Below are 16,214 nucleotides of genomic sequence, written 5' to 3' on the forward strand. Positions count from 1 at the left end.
ATTTTATGTATTTCAAATGTAATAAAAAAGCGTAAAGTTTGAATAAGAAATAAGAAAAAGTAGAGTTTTTTGTTATCTTTGTTACCTGCTCTAAAAAAATAAATTGTACATGGGTTTAGTTACCGCGAAAGAAGTTGCCAAGGCAATAAATGTTGATAAGTACGGGGTTCTAGGTACTTTCTCTGGTTGGGTCCTGATGAAGGTACTAAAGATATCTACCTTGAATAAGGTTTATGATAGAAACAAACATCTAGAAGATGTAGCTTTCTTGAACGGGGTTTTGGATGATTTACAAATCAAATTCGAGATTCCGGAAGAAGATTTGAAACGATTACCTAAAGAGGGGGCTTATATTACTATTTCAAACCATCCACTAGGTGGTATTGATGGCGTGTTATTACTAAAATTAATGCTTGAAAGAGAGCCTAATTTTAAAATCATTGCCAATTTCCTATTGCACCGCATAGTTCCCCTTAAAAAGTATATCATGCCTGTAAATCCTTTTGAAAACCATAAGGATGCTAAATCTAGTGTAATTGGAATAAAAGAAACATTCCGTCATTTAAGTGATGGAAAACCTTTGGGGATTTTTCCTGCAGGTGAAGTTTCTACTTATAAAGATGGAAAACTAGTAGTGGATAAACCTTGGGAAGAAGGTGCGATTAAATTAATCCGAAAAGCCAAAGTTCCAGTTGTTCCTATTTATTTTCATGCCAAAAATAGTAAATTATTCTATTGGCTTTCTAAGATAGATGACACGTTGCGTACGGCAAAATTACCATCAGAGTTACTTACTCAAAAAGATCGTGTTATCAAGGTACGTATTGGAAAACCTATTTCAGTTAACGAACAAAACGAAATTGAATCTTTTGAAGAATACTCTGAATTTTTAAGAAAGAAAACATATATGTTAGCAAATCCTTTTGAAAAGGAACATAAATTGCTAGATACTGCTAACTTAAGAATTCCTAGAAGCCCTAAGGAGATTGTTACTCCTGCAAATGAGAACAAGATAAACGCCGAAATTGAAACTTTAAGAAGTACTGATTGCAGATTATTACAAAGTAAAAACTATGAAGTGTTTTTTGCTTCTGCCAAAAACATTCCGAATATTCTACATGAAATTGGCCGCTTACGCGAAATTACTTTCCGTGAAGTTGGCGAGGGAACAAATGAGCCTATCGATATTGACAAATACGATCAATATTACCACCATATGTTTTTATGGGATGATGATGCCAAAAAAATATCCGGAGCTTACCGCATGGGATTAGGTTCTGAGATTTATCCTAAATACGGAATGGATGGTTTTTACCTAAATGATCTTTTTAGATTCGAACCAGAACTTCATGATATGATGCATAAATCTATCGAAATGGGGCGTGCATTTATCATTAAAGAATACCAACAAAAACCAATGCCTCTTTTCTTATTATGGAAAGGAATCATTCATACAACATTACGTTATCCGGAGCACAAATATTTACTTGGTGGCGTAAGCATAAGCAATCAATTCTCTGATTTCTCTAAATCGTTGATGATTGAGTTTATGAAATCAAATTATTATGATCCTTATATTGCTCAATATATTCATCCAAAAAAAGCATATAAAGTAAAACTGAAAGATGCTGATAAAGACTTTATTTTTGATGAAGCCGAATCAGATTTAAATAAGTTTGATAAAATTATCGACGAATTAGAACCTGGAAACTTACGCTTGCCTGTTCTAATTAAAAAATACATCAAGCAAAATGCACGTGTTGTTGCCTTTAATGTTGATCCATTATTCAACAATGCTATCGACGGTTTAATGTACATTCGTATTGCCGATATTCCAGAAAGTACTATGAAGCCGGTTATCGAAGAATTCCAGATAGAACTGGAAAGAAAACTAGCTGAGAAAGACGATTAAACCTTAGATTATATATCAAAACAAAAATCCCGTTTCAAATTTATGAAACGGGATTTTTGTTTAATTTAAAACTAATAAGAACTATTTATTAATTCTCATAATCATCTACCGCCTTTTTAAAACCTTTCCATTCTTTTTGAGACAATATCATTTTCTTCTCTAGCTTTTTACCTTTTATATATTCCAAAATATATTTGGCTCTAGCCTCAGATTCTGGATGCGTACTTATCCACGATAAAGCACCTCCAAAGCTTTTATCAAATGACATATCATAAAGAAAGTCTGCAAATGGTGCTGGATCAATTTTTGCTTTAAGCATATATTCTACACTAGTAATATCTGCTTCTTTCTCGAGTGAACGATCGTAAGCTGTAGAAGACAATGTATGCATTATTTCTCTTATTATACTCCCGTTATTATTTCCTGTTGTAATAGACATAAGCACTGAAAAACCAATTTCTTTGGATAGTTTTTTCATGACATGATCATTCTCAATATGAGCAATTTCATGACCTAACACACCTATCAGTGCTTGTTCATTTTTTGAAGCTTCGATTAAACCTGAATATACTACCAAATGACCGTCTGGTAAAGCAAATGCATTTACCTCATCTTTTTGAATAATATGTACTTTAAGACTATCGCGTACTATTCCATTTTCTTTACATAATGGTTTTAGCAATTTATCTAATGTTTTAGTAATAGAATCATTTACGATTATATCTTCTGTCTTTTTTATTTGATCCCAAATCATATCCCCAACTCCTTTTTCGGTAGCACTTTTGGCTTTATCAATTTTAAATAAGGTGATATAATTTATTTGAGCCAATAAAAACCATATCCCAAAAAAAGCTCCTACTATAGTTAATCCTCTAAATAGTGTTTTCATTGGTCTTGCAAATTAAATTAGTAATATCGGCAAAAAAGTATATTTCAATATGATTCCCTTTTCGAGTTTGACTTGCCAAATACAAAGTAAAAATAAACTCAACAAGATTGAATCCTATTATCGTTAACATATACGCGATATATGTATTGGTAAATTGTCCATCCTTAAAAATAATTGAAATCGTCCACCAAAAACCTACTGTGTTAAAGAAAAACATTCCTAGTTGTGCCAATAATGCTTGTGTACAATGCCATTTAACAAAAGCTGTACTTTTTCTGTTTCCTAAATAGAAAAAAACGGATGCCAATAAATTCATAATTGGCAACGGCAAACCTCCTAGCACAGCAACAAGTGACATCAAATAACTATTTGATGCTCTTTCTAACTCACTATCATAAGGCTTGTAATTGAACTTATTCAATGCAGTCATATTTGTTTGTTTATATTCCATATCCAATTAATGATTACCAAAATAACCAACAGGATCGCAACTTTTTTTGTTCTAATTATTTTTTCTGTCTTAATGTAGAAATCGTAAAAAGACTGTCTCTTTGTGAAGTAATCAAACGCAATCCAGCCTGGAGCAATAAGCATTATTCCTGCTACAATAATTCCGAATGGATTTAGGTATAAAGAAGTAAGTATATTTCCTTTAAAAAAACTGTTGACCGCTCGTGAGGTTCCACAAGAAGGACAAGGAATAGTGGTTATTCTCTTAAACACACACACCGTAAAATCATAATCTGAATGTGAATGTGATATAAAATCAAAAAAGAGCAACCAACTATACCCAAAAAAACAAGCAATTAAAGTTAACGTATAAAGCTTGTTTTTTGTCATATTTTACAAAAATGTATTATTAAATGCCATTACATTTTTTTCTTTGGTAGCTCCTTGTATTATAAACCAATCTACAATAGCCCAAATTCCAAGACCTCCACAAGTAAGAAGTTTGCCTATTCCCATTCCTGTATCGCCAATGTAAAAACGGTCAATCCCATATGCTCCTGCAAAAATAGAAATCAACAAAGTTGTTGTTGGGTCTTTGTATTGTGTTAATTGTAATCTTTGCCATTGACTTTCGTCTAAACTTAAAAGTTTTTCTCTGATTGCGTTTAAATGATGTCCTTCAAAATATTTTGCATTCATCATCATAAACATATCAACTTTTTGTGTATCCATTATAAAATTTAGGTTTTGATTGGTCCCTACTCTGTTTATGGATTTTCGGCTACTCCATTTTTTTTGCAAATATATAAAATTATAAGAAATAACTTCCTTTAATTAATTTTAATCCTAGTAATTTAAGATCTAAAAATGAAACAAAAAAAAATCTCGAAATATCGAGATTTAATATCTTAAAACCAGCCTTTCTTTCCTACCTGATACGTTTGATAGAACTCTTCATCAGTCTTAGTTAAATAAATTATTCCTTCTATGATACCAATTACACCACCTATTCCGAACATAAAACCTAAAATAAGCTGAATAACACCTTCTTTAACATAGCCTAAATAAAACTTATGAATTCCTAGTGCTCCCAATAAAATTGCAAAAATACCCGCAACTACTTTCTTATTTTCAGGTCTTGTAATCTGTGGATTATTCCACTCTTCTTGTTTACTATTTTCCATTTTTATCCTCAAATTAATAGTTTATAATGAATAAAAATAGATGTTTTATTGTAAAAATCAACAAATATTTCTTAAAATTTACAACTATAAATAAACCGCTTTAATTTTGTCGACAATTACTTGCGCTAAGCGCTCATGACTCTCAAATGTCCAACCTGCAATATGTGGGGTTAAAATCACTTTTCTTCCATCTAATAGATACTGAAAAGCTTCCGGGGTATTCTTATCCTGAAAAAGTGTTTCAAAAGATAATTTTTCATATTCCAAAACATCCAAACCTGCTCCAAGTACTTTCCCCGACTCCATTGCAGCAACCAAATCGGCAGTAACAATATTTTTACCTCTTGAGGTATTAATAATCCATATCGGTTTTTTGAATGCGTTGATAAATTTTGCATCAACCATTTTATCTGTTTCTGGAGTCCACGGAATATGTAAACTCAGCACATCTGTCTTCTCTTGAAGTTCTTTTAGCGAAACTTGTTTGGCATTTTCATCCCCAACATTATCCTTAATATCATAACACAAAACAGTTACATCAAAACCTCTTAGTTTTTTTGCGAATGCTTTGCCCATATTCCCGTATCCAATAATCCCTACCGTTTTCCCATCAAGCTCATGACCACGATTACTTTCTCTATTCCATTGTCCCGAACGTATTTCGCTATCAGCAAGATTCAGTTTATTAAAAAGAGAAAGAATCATTCCCAATGTATGTTCAGCAACTGCATTACGGTTGCCTTCAGGCGCAGCAATGAGTTCAATGCCTTTAGAGAGTGCATAATCACAATCTATACTCTCTAGTCCTGCTCCAACTCGTGCTATAAACTTTAAATTTATTGCTTTATCTATAAATTGTTTATCGATTTTAAAACGACTTCTAATCACAATTCCTTGATAATCTTGAATTTTAGCTTCAATCTCTTCTTTTGTAGAAGTAAAATCAGCATGGTTTTCAAATCCGGCTTCTTGCAATTGTTCCCAAAGAATTGGATGGTTGCTATCGATATGTAAAACTTTAATTGGCATGAAATTATAACTTAAATTAGACTAACAAAGTAACAAAAAAAATATGGGTTTTACTCTTTCTTCATTAAATTGCCAATGCTAAAACCCCTCTAAAAACTAATATTTACTATTTTATTAGTTATATTTTTTCTAACTTTGAAAATAATGCATTTTCAACCTTATTCCAAAAAATGAAATTAACAAAAACATTTAAGGCCTTTTTTCAAAGTGAAAAATCAGGAGGGCTCATCTTACTTTTCGTAACGATCCTATCTCTTTTTTTAGCCAACTCAATATTCCAATCTGATTATATCGCTTTTTGGGAAACCAATATTGGACATCATTCAATAACTCATTGGATAAATGATGGTTTGATGACCATATTTTTTCTTTTAATAGGATTAGAATTAGAACGTGAAATTTATCAAGGTGAATTAACCAGTATAAAAAATGCTTCTTTACCCATTTTTGGTGCTTTAGGTGGAATGTTAATTCCTGCTGGAATATTTTTACTATTTAATTTTGGAACTGCTACCCAAAACGGAGCAGGAATCCCTATGGCTACTGACATTGCTTTTGCAATTGGAATTTTATCACTTTTAGGAAATAAAGTGCCCACTTCCCTTAAAGTCTTTCTTACTGCTCTTGCTGTAATCGACGATTTAGGCGCTATTATAGTTATTGCATTGTTTTATACTACAAGTATATCTTTTCTATATCTAGCTCTTGCTTTTGCTGTTTTAGGAGTGTTATTTGTTTTTAACCGAATGAAAATTCACAATCTCTTTATTTATTTGATTGGTGGAGTTATCATGTGGTATTTTATGCTTAACTCTGGTGTTCACGCAACTATAACTGGTGTTTTATTGGCATTTGTGATTCCGTTTGGAGATGGTAGCAAGAAAACTTCTTCTTATAAACTACAGCACTTTTTACACAAACCAGTTGCCTTTTTTATCTTGCCCCTATTTGCTTTGGCCAATACCTGTATTGCCATCAACACGGACTGGCATGAAGGATTAAGCCATCCCAATGCCTTGGGAATTATTCTAGGTCTGGTAGTTGGAAAACCATTAGGAATAGCTCTATTCGCTTTCTTAGGTGTTGCATTAGGAATTTGTACATTACCAAAAGAGCTTAAATGGTCTTATATTATAGGTGCAGGAATGCTAGGAGGAATTGGATTTACAATGTCTATTTTTATAACCTTACTTGCTTTTAATGAGCCTGAAGTAATTACTTTTTCTAAAATAGCTATTTTACTTGCCTCTTTTATCGCTGGATTATTAGGTTTTATCTACTTGAAATTTTCTCTTTCAAAGAAAAAAGTCAAACATATTTAAAAACAAAAAAGGACTTTCGGTTTAAACTGAAAGTCCTTTTTTCATAAATCTTATTTTTAAAACTACCCTTTAATTTGTTTTAAAGAAGTTTTAATTCCTTTTATTAATGATGAACTAAAGCCGTTGTGTTCCATTTCGTTCAAACCAACGATTGTACAACCCTGTGGTGTTGTCACTCTATCGATTAACTGTTCTGGATGTACTTTTTCTTCTAGCAACATTTTGGCAGCCCCTTTTACAGTTTGCGCTGCTATTGCTAATGCAGTTTGAGAATCAAATCCTATTTCGATACCTGCTTGCATCGAAGCACGAATGTATCGTAATGCATACGCTGTACCACAAGCACCTAAAACAGTTGCGGCATCCATTAATTTTTCGTCAATAATTGGAGCTGTACCTAAATCTTCAAATAAAGATACCACTGGTAATACCTGTACTCTGTCTTTTTCGCTAAATGAAATACATGTAGCCGATTCTCCAAATTGCGCTGCAATATTGGGCATAATCCGAACTACGTGATGCTCTTGGCTTGTTTTATTCTGAAGCACATCTATCGCTAAACCGCTTACTGCTGAAGCTATTGTTTTATTAGAAATTACAGGTAAAATTTCATCCAAAACCGTGTCAACCTGATATGGCTTTATAGTCAAAATAATAAGATCTGCTTCTTGTATTTTGTATTTATTATCAGATGAAACTGTAATATCTAATTCTTGTAAATACAAAATACTAGCTATATTTCTTCTAGTAATCGTGACTTGATTGTTCTTTGAAAATTTTGCGATTCCTAAGGCTATAGAAACCCCGAGGTTTCCTCCTCCTATTATGTGTACTTTCATTCTGGTTATAATTTATAGTTTTTTGGTTGTTTTTGGTTTAATAGTTTGAACCCTAAAAAAAGTCTTTAAAAGCACAAAATATAGTGGTTAATTACATTTAGTTTTATGTCTTATTATTTATAACAATCTGCCTTTTAATAATATGGATGCAATTGTAAAATAAATAACCAATCCTGTTACATCGACTAATGTTGCTACAAATGGTGCCGATGAAGTTGCTGGGTCAAGCTTAAGTTTCTTTAACATAAATGGTATCATGGAGCCCGAAAGCGTTCCCCATAACACAATAAATAATAAAGAAAAAGAAACAGTTAGTGCAACAAAAAACCAATGGATTCCATATTCATACAATCCTGTTTTTTGCCATATCATAATTCTTACAAAGCCTACTATTCCTAATATAGACCCTAATAAAAATCCTGATGCGATTTCTTTTTTCATTACATACCACCAGTCTTTTAGCGTTAATTCTTTTAGCGCCATAGCACGAATAATAAGTGTTGCTGCTTGTGAACCTGAATTACCTCCACTAGAAATAATCAACGGAACAAATAGCGCTAAAACTACAGCTTTCTCTATTTCTCCTTCAAAAAAACCCATTGCAGATGCAGTAAACATTTCTCCAATAAACAAAACCACCAACCAGGTAGCTCTTTTTTTGACCATTTCAAAAAGAGTCGTTTCTATATATGGTAATTCAAGCGCTTCCAAACCCCCAAATTTTTGTATATCTTCCGTATCTCTTTTTTCTATTTCATCTCTTATGACATCAATAACGTCATCAATCGTAATGCGCCCTACCAAGCGTCCCAGCTCATCTACAACAGGAATTGCTTCTAAGTCGTATTTTTCCATGATACGCCCTACCTCTACATCGGGAGTTTCTACATCTACGTAATGCAATTTTTTAATATAAACCTCGCTAACAGGAGTTCTTGTAGAAGTAGTTAATAAATCCTTAAGCGACAAACGTCCTTTTAATCTATCTTCATCATCAACTACATAAATAGAATGTACTCTTGAAATATTCTCTGCCTGAATTCGCATTTCTTTCACACAAGTAAGTACGTTCCAATTTTCATTGACTTTTACCAACTCCTTGTGCATGATTCCTCCTGCAGTATTCTCGGCGTAACGTAATAAATCGACAATGCCCTTGGCATGTTCTACGTCCTGAAGCTCAGATATTACTTCGGCTTTTCTATCTTTCGATAATTCACCAATAATATCGGCTGCATCATTTGTTTCTAATTCGTCAAGCTCCTCTGCAATCTCTTTTGGCGAAAGCCTGCTTAATATATTCTCACGCAAATCATCTTCTAATTCTAGAAGAATTTCGGCGGTTTTTTCGCTATCTAATACTTTAAATATGTACGTTGCTTTTTCAAAATCCAATTCATCTAGGATTTCGGCAATATCAGCATGGTGAATATCATTCAATAAAACTTCCAATTGCTTGTCGTTTTTACTTTGAATGAGACCTTCTAATTCTTGTATTAGACCTTTGCTGATTTTAAACTCCATCGGCTTCTATTTTCTGAGTTAATGCTATAAATTCTGCCACGTTTAGCTGTTCCGGACGCAAATCAAAGATAGTATCTTCTCTTAACTTATCTGATAAATTTAATGTTTTCAAACTGTTACGTAACGTTTTTCTACGCTGTTGGAAAGCTGTTTTCACAACTGTAAAGAATAATTTTTCACCGCAAGGCAAACTGTAATCTTCTTTTCGTGTCATTTTCATAACACCCGATTTTACTTTGGGGGGCGGAATAAACACATTCTCATCTACTGTAAACAAGTATTCAGTATCATAAAAAGCCTGTGCTAAAACCGAAAGTATTCCGTAAGCTTTTGACCCTTTCTTTTCACAAATACGTTGTGCAACCTCTCTTTGAAACATTCCTGAAAACTCCGGAATCTGATCACGATATTCTAATGTTTTAAAAACAATTTGAGTCGAAATATTATATGGGAAATTACCAATTATAGCAAATTGTTTCTTTTCAAAAACTTCATTTATATCATATTTCAAAAAATCTTTTGAAATGATTTTATCTTTTAATTTCGGGTAATTTTCGTCTAGATAAGTTACCGATTCTGTATCAATTTCGATAACATAGGTATTGATTGGTTTTTCTAACAAATATTTAGTTAACACACCCATTCCTGGCCCAATTTCCAGAACCTCGTCATATCCTTTTAAACTCAACGTATCTGCGATTGCCTTAGCAATGCTTTCGTCTTTCAAGAAATGCTGTCCGAGATGTTTTTTGGCTTTTACTTTTTCCATTTATTGTAGATTATCAGATTGTTAGATTATTGTGTTTTTCGAAATATCAATCCACCCAAATATCAAATAATCTATTTTTTTATTAATTTCTAGAAGATACTCAATATCTAGTAAATACTTAGCTCTATTGGCTTTAATTTTACTTGTAATCAAATTTCCTAAAGACAGAACATTCCATCTTAAAATTGAATAGCATATTAATGATCTGAGATTAACTCTAATTCAGTTCTAAAAGAAAGCATCTTATCAGCAAATAACTGCAATGCTTCTTGATTAAAAGCGGGTTCATCTTCAAGGTAATATTTTTCTAAGGTTTCCTTACTATCGGTTACATATTGAACAGAGTATGTAGTTCCCCCCATTTCTTCATCTACTAAAACTTTTACAATTCTTGCAGATGAAAATTTCCCTGTTGCTAAAATTTCAGGAATATGTTTTTGTTGCATCCAATTTAACCATTGATCATGCACACTTTCGTGTATGTTTGTAGTAATATTATAAATAATCATTTTTATCTATTTAATCGTTTTTTCGGTTAATTGGTTAAACAAATAACCAATTAAACCTAGCTATAAATTGGTATCGCCTCTTAATTCCCTATATCTCTTTCTGGCATCTACAAAATAAATACTGTCCTGATGATTAAAAATTACTTTCTCGTATAAGGCTTTAGCCTTTTCCAAATCCTGTAATTTCTTATTATAAATCTCTGCCGAAAAGAACAAAGCTTCATCAATATAAATTCCGTCACCGTGCTGATCAATAATCAATTGATATTGGCTTATAGCCGAATTATAATCGCCTAAATCTTCGTAAATCTGTCCTAATCGCAACAAAGTTACGGCTTCTATTTCTTGTCCTTTGAAAGTTTTTAATATATTTTGAAATTGTACTATTGCATCTTGATTTCTATTTTGAAACATAAGGTAATCTGCCTTGGCAAATTGCTTCAAAGCTGTTTGCGTAGAATCGGCAACGGTATTGTCATTTATCAATAAAAAATATTCTAATGCATCGTTTGCAATCAACTGTGCACTAGCCGATTTAAGCTCTTTAAACTGCTTTAAAGCCCAAGCGAAATCGGTTTTAAAATAGCTTGTTTTGGCCGCTTTTAAACTTGCTTCGTGTGCCATTACATCATTTTTCAAGTCTAATTCTATTTGTGAGTAATACAATAATGCCTGATTAAATTTTTCTTCAAAAAGCAAAATATCCGCTAATTCCATTTTAACTTGCGCTCGTTGATAGTCATTAAGTTGCAATTCGAGTGCTTTTTTCACAACCATTTTAGCCTCCTCCGATTTTTTTAAATCAAAAGCCAAAAAATGAGCTTGAATTAATTGCAAAGATAAAGTAAAAGGACTTATCCCATAAGCTGTTAGCAGTCCTTGAAGCTCTGTGTTAATTATTGAATATTCTTTTTCAGTAGCCTTATCGATTTTTATTTTATACAAATAGGTATTTGCCTGTACAAGCAAACCCAAGTCTTTTGTATTCTCTAAAACGAAAGCTAAAATCTCTTGCGCAGCTTCTGGATCATCATCATCAATAGCAAACTGGGCCAGATTAACAATGCTCGAAAGTGATTCGGGATCGCGCTTATAAATGGCTTTTTCCTGTATAAAAGCTTTTCCAAATTCTTTTTGTTGCACATAAAACCAACTCAAATAGCGATTCCAAAAAACATCTTGTTCTTTTTGAGTCCTTAAAATAAGAGACTTTCGCAATGCGTCATTAAATGTTGTATCGGCTTCATCAGCCATAAATCTCGATAACTGACTCTGAATAAGAGGTGTGTTTTGCTGATTGGTATACGACTCTGTTAACAATGTTTCAATCATCATATCAGTCTTACCCATTTGCCCATACAACAAACCGATCTGAAAATTAAAATTAAAACTAGGCTGAATTTTGGTTGCCTGCTGATATGCTTTTAGAGCATATTCTAGTAATACTTTTTTCTCAAAAGAATTAGCAATTCCAAACACTTCATTAGGATTGGTCAAAATCTTATCTAAAGCCTGATCGTAGTAAATTTTTGCTTTAGCATCATTTTTTTGTAATTGAAAATTATATCCTAATTCTATTAAAATAGTACCTTGTTTGTACTTATTAAAGCGGTTTTGGATAATTTTATCAGCCACATCAAACTGCTGTAATTGCTGATAGCAGTCAATTGCTCTATAAAAATATTGTGTATTCGAAGGATTATTATCCAACAACTCCTGATAACTGATTTTTGCTTTTTCAAAATCACCTTTATCATAATAATATTGCGCTAATTGCTCATTCTGGGCTAACGCAAAAGTAGACCACAACAAAACGATATAGATAAAAATATTTTTCATATTCAGTTTTTAAGTTGTAGTCTTGGTAAGCAGTCGCAGCTCTGAAAACTGCGACTGAAAACCAAATACTAATTAATCTATAATGTCAAATCCACAGTATGGACGTAATACTTCTGGAATTACGATTCCTTCTGGCGTTTGGTAGTTTTCAAGAATTCCAGCAAGAACTCTTGGCAATGCCAATGAACTTCCGTTTAACGTATGAGCCAATTGATTCTTTCCCTCTTTATCTTTAAAACGTAATTTCAAACGATTTGCTTGGAAAGTTTCAAAATTAGATACTGAACTAATTTCTAACCAGCGATCTTGCGCCGTAGAAAAAACTTCAAAATCATATGTTAATGCTGCTGTAAAACCCATATCACCACCACACAAACGTAAAATTCGGTATGGTAATTTTAATTCCTGCAGAATGTTTTTCACATGTTCCACCATTCCGTCAAGCGCTTTATATGAATTATCTGGATGCTCAACACGTACAATTTCGACTTTATCAAATTGGTGCAAACGGTTTAATCCACGTACATGCGCCCCATAAGAACCTGCTTCACGACGGAAACAAGGGGTATAGGCAGTATGTAAAACTGGCAATTCACTTTCGCTTAAAATAACATCACGAAACAAATTCGTCACAGGGACTTCGGCTGTTGGAATCAAATATAAATCATCAATAGTCGAGTGATACATTTGCCCTTCTTTGTCTGGCAATTGACCTGTTCCATAACCTGAAGCTTCATTTACCAAATGTGGTACTTGCACTTCATTATATCCTGCAGCAGTATTTTTATCTAAAAAATAATTGATTAAGGCACGTTGTAATCTGGCTCCTTTTCCTTTGTAAACAGGAAATCCAGCTCCAGCAATTTTTACACCTAGCTCAAAATCGATAATATCATATTTCTTTACCAAATCCCAATGCGGTTGCGCACCTTCATGCAACACTGGAATTTCACCCTCTTCGAAAACATTCAAATTCTCTTCGGGAGTTTTTCCTACTGGTACAATATCAGCTGGAAGGTTTGGTAATGTATATAGCTTTTGGGTTAGTTCATGTGCCAAAACTTCAGCTTTATCAGCTAACTCTTTACTTTTCTCTTTTAATACAACTGTTTTCTCTTTTAAGATTGCGGCTTTAGATTTTTCGCCTGCTTTCATCAATTCGCCAATATCTTTGGATAATTTATTAGATTCAGATAAAATATTATCTAACTCAACTTGAGTTGAACGACGTTTTTCATCTAGTTGTACCACTTCTTCAACAACACTTTTGGCATCGATATTTCGTTTTGCCAAAGCTGTGATTACTTTTTCCTGATTCTCTCTAATAAATGCGATTTGTAACATAGCTTAAATTTTGTAACTATTGTATTTTTATATATTAAGGAAGCAAATTTAAGGAAATGTTTGCTAAGAATTGGACAAAGTTTGTCGCTAAACATAATTTCTTACTTATAAGTGGAAATTATTTCACAAAGAGACGATAGAATTTAATTAAATGGAGGAGTTAAGCCATTTCGAAACTTCGACCCCCATCCAGTCTGACATATCGCAGCCACATAGTCCAATCAATTTTCGACTTCATTATTTCCCTTCTCAGAACCAACTTTTGACGCTTTGCCTCTCAGAACTTTTCTTAATCCCTCTTAATCTCATGTCCCACAAACTCCTCCAAAGCAACAAACATTTCATCTACTGAAAGAACTTCTAAATCTGGATGTGATTTTAAAAAATTAGCATTCAGCGTAATGAGATTTTCATCTATTTCGTAAAAAGTATCATTGTTAAGCAAATCTCTTATTGGATTTACACCCTCTAATTTACCTTTCAAGAATTTATTGAGTTTTACACTACTCATTAATTTTACTTTCTTACTTTGCTGTTGAAATAACTCCAAATGCTTTTCAGCGCCAAGTAGCGCCAAACCTTCTTCTATTAATTCATTTAATTCAGCATTCCAACTCGAATTATATACAAATTGAGCGAAATTTCCTTCTGTATATTGTGCAGTATAATAATCTAAATAATAACTCATTAAAGCATCTTCATGAATCAGGTCATCATCTACTTTTTCTTCACGCATTAAGTTAATTACCGAAATATTTGAGTGAATCACATCTTGAATATTTTCACTATTCATTGCCGTTTGAGAAACTATTATTCTACCGAATTCCATCTTATTTTATGTTTAGATTTTGTTTTGCAAATTTCAGTTAAATTAAAACAGAAAAAAAATACAATATGATTTATATGACATCAGATTCGTCACTTCTCTTTTTTTCATTCATTTTCGTAACTAAAGCTTTTAACCTTAATGCTTTTTCTTTTTTCTCTTCTTGAATTTTAGTCTTTTTCCGATTTAGCAATTTAGTATGTAAAGCCTTGTTTTTAGTGTTTTTTTCAGGTCCTTTTCCCATGATTTACTTTTCTTTAATTTGCGTTTACAAATATAAGAAACTCAATGCTAATATTTCTTCGGGGAAATCCCTTCGTAAACTTCAGGTCGGGCTATCCAGGGCAAAGTCTCAAATGCAAAGAAAACGTAAAAATTACTAAAGAATTAAATTCAGAAAACACCAATTTACAAACATAAATTTTGATTTCTAAACTCAATTAAGATTCAATGTAGTTCTAATACAAATAGTTTTTTATTTCTATTTTCAAATAATAAGTTGTATTTTATATTACGTACCTGAAATTTAAAATATTTAACAGACCAAAATTTCACAAAAGGACATCTAAAGTTAATGAACTAATTTCATTAATTATAGGAGCAATCAATTTTAAGCTTAATGAAAATAAATACTACTCTAAAGAAAGTCAATTTTTAATTATAGATAAACTTCCAAAATTAGAAAAACAAATTCAACGAGAAATTGAATATATTTTAAAAAAATTAGACAAATATGAAAGTCAATAAATTATTTGACAAAAATCATAAAAAAGATAGATTATGAAACAAAGAATAACATTAAAATACTATGTTTTGGATGTGTTTTCCAATACGAGTTACAAAGGAAACCCTTTATCTGTTGTTTTTACTGATGGTGACTTAAAGTTAGAAGTTTATCAAAATATTGCAAAGGAATTTGGGTACTCCGAAACATCCTTTGTTTATTACTCTACAAAACAAAAAGCACTTAATGTACGTTCCTTTACACCTATGGGTTTTGAAATAGATGGAGCTGGACATAATTTATTAGGGGCGGTTAGTGGTGCATTATTAAAGAAACTACCCATATTCGACGAACAAAATCAAGACAATCGTTTTGTAATTATGAAGCATTCACCAATACGATTAACAACAAGTTTAGATTCAGTTACACAATATCCTATTGTACAAATGCATCAAAAACAAGCTGTCATTAAGTATCAAATTCCTACTTACAGAATAGCAATAGCACTTGGTCTAAAAATAGAGGATTTAGAAGTTAATATGCTTGTTCCAACAGTTGTTCAAACTGAAGTTGCTCATGTAATGGTTCCAGTCAGAACTACCCAACTACTTAACGGCTGTATACCTGACAGCAAACTATTAACCGAAATTTCAAAAGAATACCAATTTGAAGGATTTTATTGTTTTACTATCACTGACGAAAGTGAAGACAATATTGTCGAAGCTAGGTTTTTTAATCCCATAATAGGAATACATGAAGATGCAGCAACAGGGTCAGCTGCAGGACCTTTAATTGGTTTTTTAACAAAGATGAAGTATACAGAGCCTAATAAAGAATATCAAATTCTACAGGGCGTAAAATTAAACCAGCCCTCTCTCATTGAAGTAATGTGCAGAGAAAATGATATTTTAGTTGGTGGTTTTTCAGCTATAACAATGTGTGGAGAGCTTTATTTATAAAAAATATTTTAATATTTAGTATAATTAATAAAATCTTGAGATCCTCAAAAGGGGTCAAAAAAAAATCCTCCTCAAATTCATGATGAGGCTGAAAG

The 16,214-nt window shown here is 32.3% G+C and carries 17 protein-coding genes; 3 read left to right on the forward strand and 14 right to left on the reverse strand.

Translation table 11 applies throughout. The annotated features are described in order from the left end of the window. The first annotated feature begins 109 nt into the window (after positions 1-109). Positions 110-1,912, forward strand: coding sequence for a lysophospholipid acyltransferase family protein (locus IUY40_RS17715; RefSeq protein WP_195738198.1), 1,803 nt, complete (start codon positions 110-112; stop codon positions 1,910-1,912). Positions 1,913-2,000: 88 nt separating this feature from the next. Here IUY40_RS17715 and IUY40_RS17720 read toward each other — a convergent pair whose 3' ends face one another. The 6 genes from IUY40_RS17720 to IUY40_RS17745 all read right to left on the reverse strand — a co-directional run bounded on the left by IUY40_RS17720 (position 2,001) and on the right by IUY40_RS17745 (position 5,464). After that, entirely contained in the window at positions 2,001-2,801 is an 801-nt protein-coding gene (locus tag IUY40_RS17720) for a M48 family metallopeptidase (protein WP_195738199.1), read from the reverse strand. Beyond that, complete coding sequence (locus IUY40_RS17725; protein WP_229335640.1) at positions 2,785-3,252, reverse strand: hypothetical protein; 468 nt, start codon at positions 3,250-3,252, stop codon at positions 2,785-2,787. Before IUY40_RS17725 ends, IUY40_RS17720 begins: the two co-directional genes overlap by 17 nt. Then, positions 3,228-3,641 carry a DUF2752 domain-containing protein gene (locus tag IUY40_RS17730; RefSeq protein WP_195738200.1) on the reverse strand — a complete coding sequence of 138 codons (414 nt, stop codon included), beginning with the start codon at positions 3,639-3,641 and terminating at the stop codon, positions 3,228-3,230. Before IUY40_RS17730 ends, IUY40_RS17725 begins: the two co-directional genes overlap by 25 nt. A gap of 3 nt (positions 3,642-3,644) precedes the next feature. Then, positions 3,645-3,983, reverse strand: a complete 339-nt coding sequence (locus IUY40_RS17735; RefSeq protein WP_195738201.1) for a TM2 domain-containing protein — start codon at positions 3,981-3,983, stop codon at positions 3,645-3,647. A 176-nt stretch (positions 3,984-4,159) separates the two neighbouring features. Beyond that, on the reverse strand, positions 4,160-4,435 hold the full coding sequence (locus IUY40_RS17740) for a TM2 domain-containing protein (RefSeq protein ID WP_195738202.1): 276 nt from the start codon (positions 4,433-4,435) through the stop codon (positions 4,160-4,162). An 84-nt stretch (positions 4,436-4,519) separates the two neighbouring features. After that, positions 4,520-5,464 carry a 2-hydroxyacid dehydrogenase gene (locus IUY40_RS17745; RefSeq protein WP_195738203.1) on the reverse strand — a complete coding sequence of 315 codons (945 nt, stop codon included), beginning with the start codon at positions 5,462-5,464 and terminating at the stop codon, positions 4,520-4,522. A 170-nt stretch (positions 5,465-5,634) separates the two neighbouring features. Between IUY40_RS17745 and nhaA the strand changes: the two genes are divergently transcribed. After that, a complete protein-coding gene (gene nhaA / locus IUY40_RS17750) occupies positions 5,635-6,786 on the forward strand; it encodes a Na+/H+ antiporter NhaA (RefSeq protein ID WP_195738204.1) in 1,152 nt (383 codons plus the stop codon). 62 nt (positions 6,787-6,848) lie between these two features. Here nhaA and proC read toward each other — a convergent pair whose 3' ends face one another. From proC to IUY40_RS17790, 8 genes are all read right to left on the reverse strand, one after another. Next, on the reverse strand, positions 6,849-7,625 hold the full coding sequence (gene proC, locus IUY40_RS17755; protein ID WP_195738205.1) for a pyrroline-5-carboxylate reductase: 777 nt from the start codon (positions 7,623-7,625) through the stop codon (positions 6,849-6,851). Between the two features lie 117 nt (positions 7,626-7,742). Next, positions 7,743-9,149, reverse strand: a complete 1,407-nt coding sequence (mgtE, locus tag IUY40_RS17760; protein WP_195738206.1) for a magnesium transporter — start codon at positions 9,147-9,149, stop codon at positions 7,743-7,745. Then, positions 9,139-9,918, reverse strand: coding sequence for a 16S rRNA (adenine(1518)-N(6)/adenine(1519)-N(6))-dimethyltransferase RsmA (gene rsmA / locus IUY40_RS17765; protein WP_039116567.1), 780 nt, complete (start codon positions 9,916-9,918; stop codon positions 9,139-9,141). Before rsmA ends, mgtE begins: the two co-directional genes overlap by 11 nt. A gap of 197 nt (positions 9,919-10,115) precedes the next feature. Continuing rightward, on the reverse strand, positions 10,116-10,427 hold the full coding sequence (locus tag IUY40_RS17770; protein ID WP_195738207.1) for a DUF4286 family protein: 312 nt from the start codon (positions 10,425-10,427) through the stop codon (positions 10,116-10,118). 60 nt (positions 10,428-10,487) lie between these two features. After that, positions 10,488-12,266, reverse strand: coding sequence for a tetratricopeptide repeat protein (locus IUY40_RS17775; RefSeq protein ID WP_195738208.1), 1,779 nt, complete (start codon positions 12,264-12,266; stop codon positions 10,488-10,490). Positions 12,267-12,338: 72 nt separating this feature from the next. Next, entirely contained in the window at positions 12,339-13,610 is a 1,272-nt protein-coding gene (gene serS, locus IUY40_RS17780) for a serine--tRNA ligase (protein WP_195738209.1), read from the reverse strand. A gap of 289 nt (positions 13,611-13,899) precedes the next feature. Continuing rightward, the gene (locus tag IUY40_RS17785) at positions 13,900-14,439 is read right to left on the reverse strand and encodes a DUF4375 domain-containing protein (protein WP_195738210.1); all 540 of its coding nucleotides are present in this window, start codon (positions 14,437-14,439) and stop codon (positions 13,900-13,902) included. A gap of 70 nt (positions 14,440-14,509) precedes the next feature. Further along, positions 14,510-14,680, reverse strand: coding sequence for a hypothetical protein (locus IUY40_RS17790; RefSeq protein WP_195738211.1), 171 nt, complete (start codon positions 14,678-14,680; stop codon positions 14,510-14,512). A gap of 536 nt (positions 14,681-15,216) precedes the next feature. Here IUY40_RS17790 and IUY40_RS17795 point away from each other — a divergent pair. After that, positions 15,217-16,119, forward strand: coding sequence for a PhzF family phenazine biosynthesis protein (locus IUY40_RS17795; RefSeq protein ID WP_195738212.1), 903 nt, complete (start codon positions 15,217-15,219; stop codon positions 16,117-16,119). Positions 16,120-16,214 lie beyond the last annotated feature (95 nt).

Origin of the sequence: Flavobacterium sp. ALJ2 (assembly GCF_015594725.1) — a bacterium.
In the GTDB taxonomy this organism is placed as follows: domain Bacteria; phylum Bacteroidota; class Bacteroidia; order Flavobacteriales; family Flavobacteriaceae; genus Flavobacterium.

What these genes read in the sequence shown, in the direction of transcription:
- IUY40_RS17715 (WP_195738198.1), top strand. Translation starts at nt 110, where the DNA reads ATGGGTTTAGTTACCGCGAAAGAAGTTGCCAAGGCAATAAATGTTGAT.
- IUY40_RS17720 (WP_195738199.1), bottom strand. Translation starts at nt 2,801, where the DNA reads ATGAAAACACTATTTAGAGGATTAACTATAGTAGGAGCTTTTTTTGGG.
- IUY40_RS17725 (WP_229335640.1), bottom strand. Translation starts at nt 3,252, where the DNA reads ATGGAATATAAACAAACAAATATGACTGCATTGAATAAGTTCAATTAC.
- IUY40_RS17730 (WP_195738200.1), bottom strand. Translation starts at nt 3,641, where the DNA reads ATGACAAAAAACAAGCTTTATACGTTAACTTTAATTGCTTGTTTTTTT.
- IUY40_RS17735 (WP_195738201.1), bottom strand. Translation starts at nt 3,983, where the DNA reads ATGGATACACAAAAAGTTGATATGTTTATGATGATGAATGCAAAATAT.
- IUY40_RS17740 (WP_195738202.1), bottom strand. Translation starts at nt 4,435, where the DNA reads ATGGAAAATAGTAAACAAGAAGAGTGGAATAATCCACAGATTACAAGA.
- IUY40_RS17745 (WP_195738203.1), bottom strand. Translation starts at nt 5,464, where the DNA reads ATGCCAATTAAAGTTTTACATATCGATAGCAACCATCCAATTCTTTGG.
- nhaA (WP_195738204.1), top strand. Translation starts at nt 5,635, where the DNA reads ATGAAATTAACAAAAACATTTAAGGCCTTTTTTCAAAGTGAAAAATCA.
- proC (WP_195738205.1), bottom strand. Translation starts at nt 7,625, where the DNA reads ATGAAAGTACACATAATAGGAGGAGGAAACCTCGGGGTTTCTATAGCC.
- mgtE (WP_195738206.1), bottom strand. Translation starts at nt 9,149, where the DNA reads ATGGAGTTTAAAATCAGCAAAGGTCTAATACAAGAATTAGAAGGTCTC.
- rsmA (WP_039116567.1), bottom strand. Translation starts at nt 9,918, where the DNA reads ATGGAAAAAGTAAAAGCCAAAAAACATCTCGGACAGCATTTCTTGAAA.
- IUY40_RS17770 (WP_195738207.1), bottom strand. Translation starts at nt 10,427, where the DNA reads ATGATTATTTATAATATTACTACAAACATACACGAAAGTGTGCATGAT.
- IUY40_RS17775 (WP_195738208.1), bottom strand. Translation starts at nt 12,266, where the DNA reads ATGAAAAATATTTTTATCTATATCGTTTTGTTGTGGTCTACTTTTGCG.
- serS (WP_195738209.1), bottom strand. Translation starts at nt 13,610, where the DNA reads ATGTTACAAATCGCATTTATTAGAGAGAATCAGGAAAAAGTAATCACA.
- IUY40_RS17785 (WP_195738210.1), bottom strand. Translation starts at nt 14,439, where the DNA reads ATGGAATTCGGTAGAATAATAGTTTCTCAAACGGCAATGAATAGTGAA.
- IUY40_RS17790 (WP_195738211.1), bottom strand. Translation starts at nt 14,680, where the DNA reads ATGGGAAAAGGACCTGAAAAAAACACTAAAAACAAGGCTTTACATACT.
- IUY40_RS17795 (WP_195738212.1), top strand. Translation starts at nt 15,217, where the DNA reads ATGAAACAAAGAATAACATTAAAATACTATGTTTTGGATGTGTTTTCC.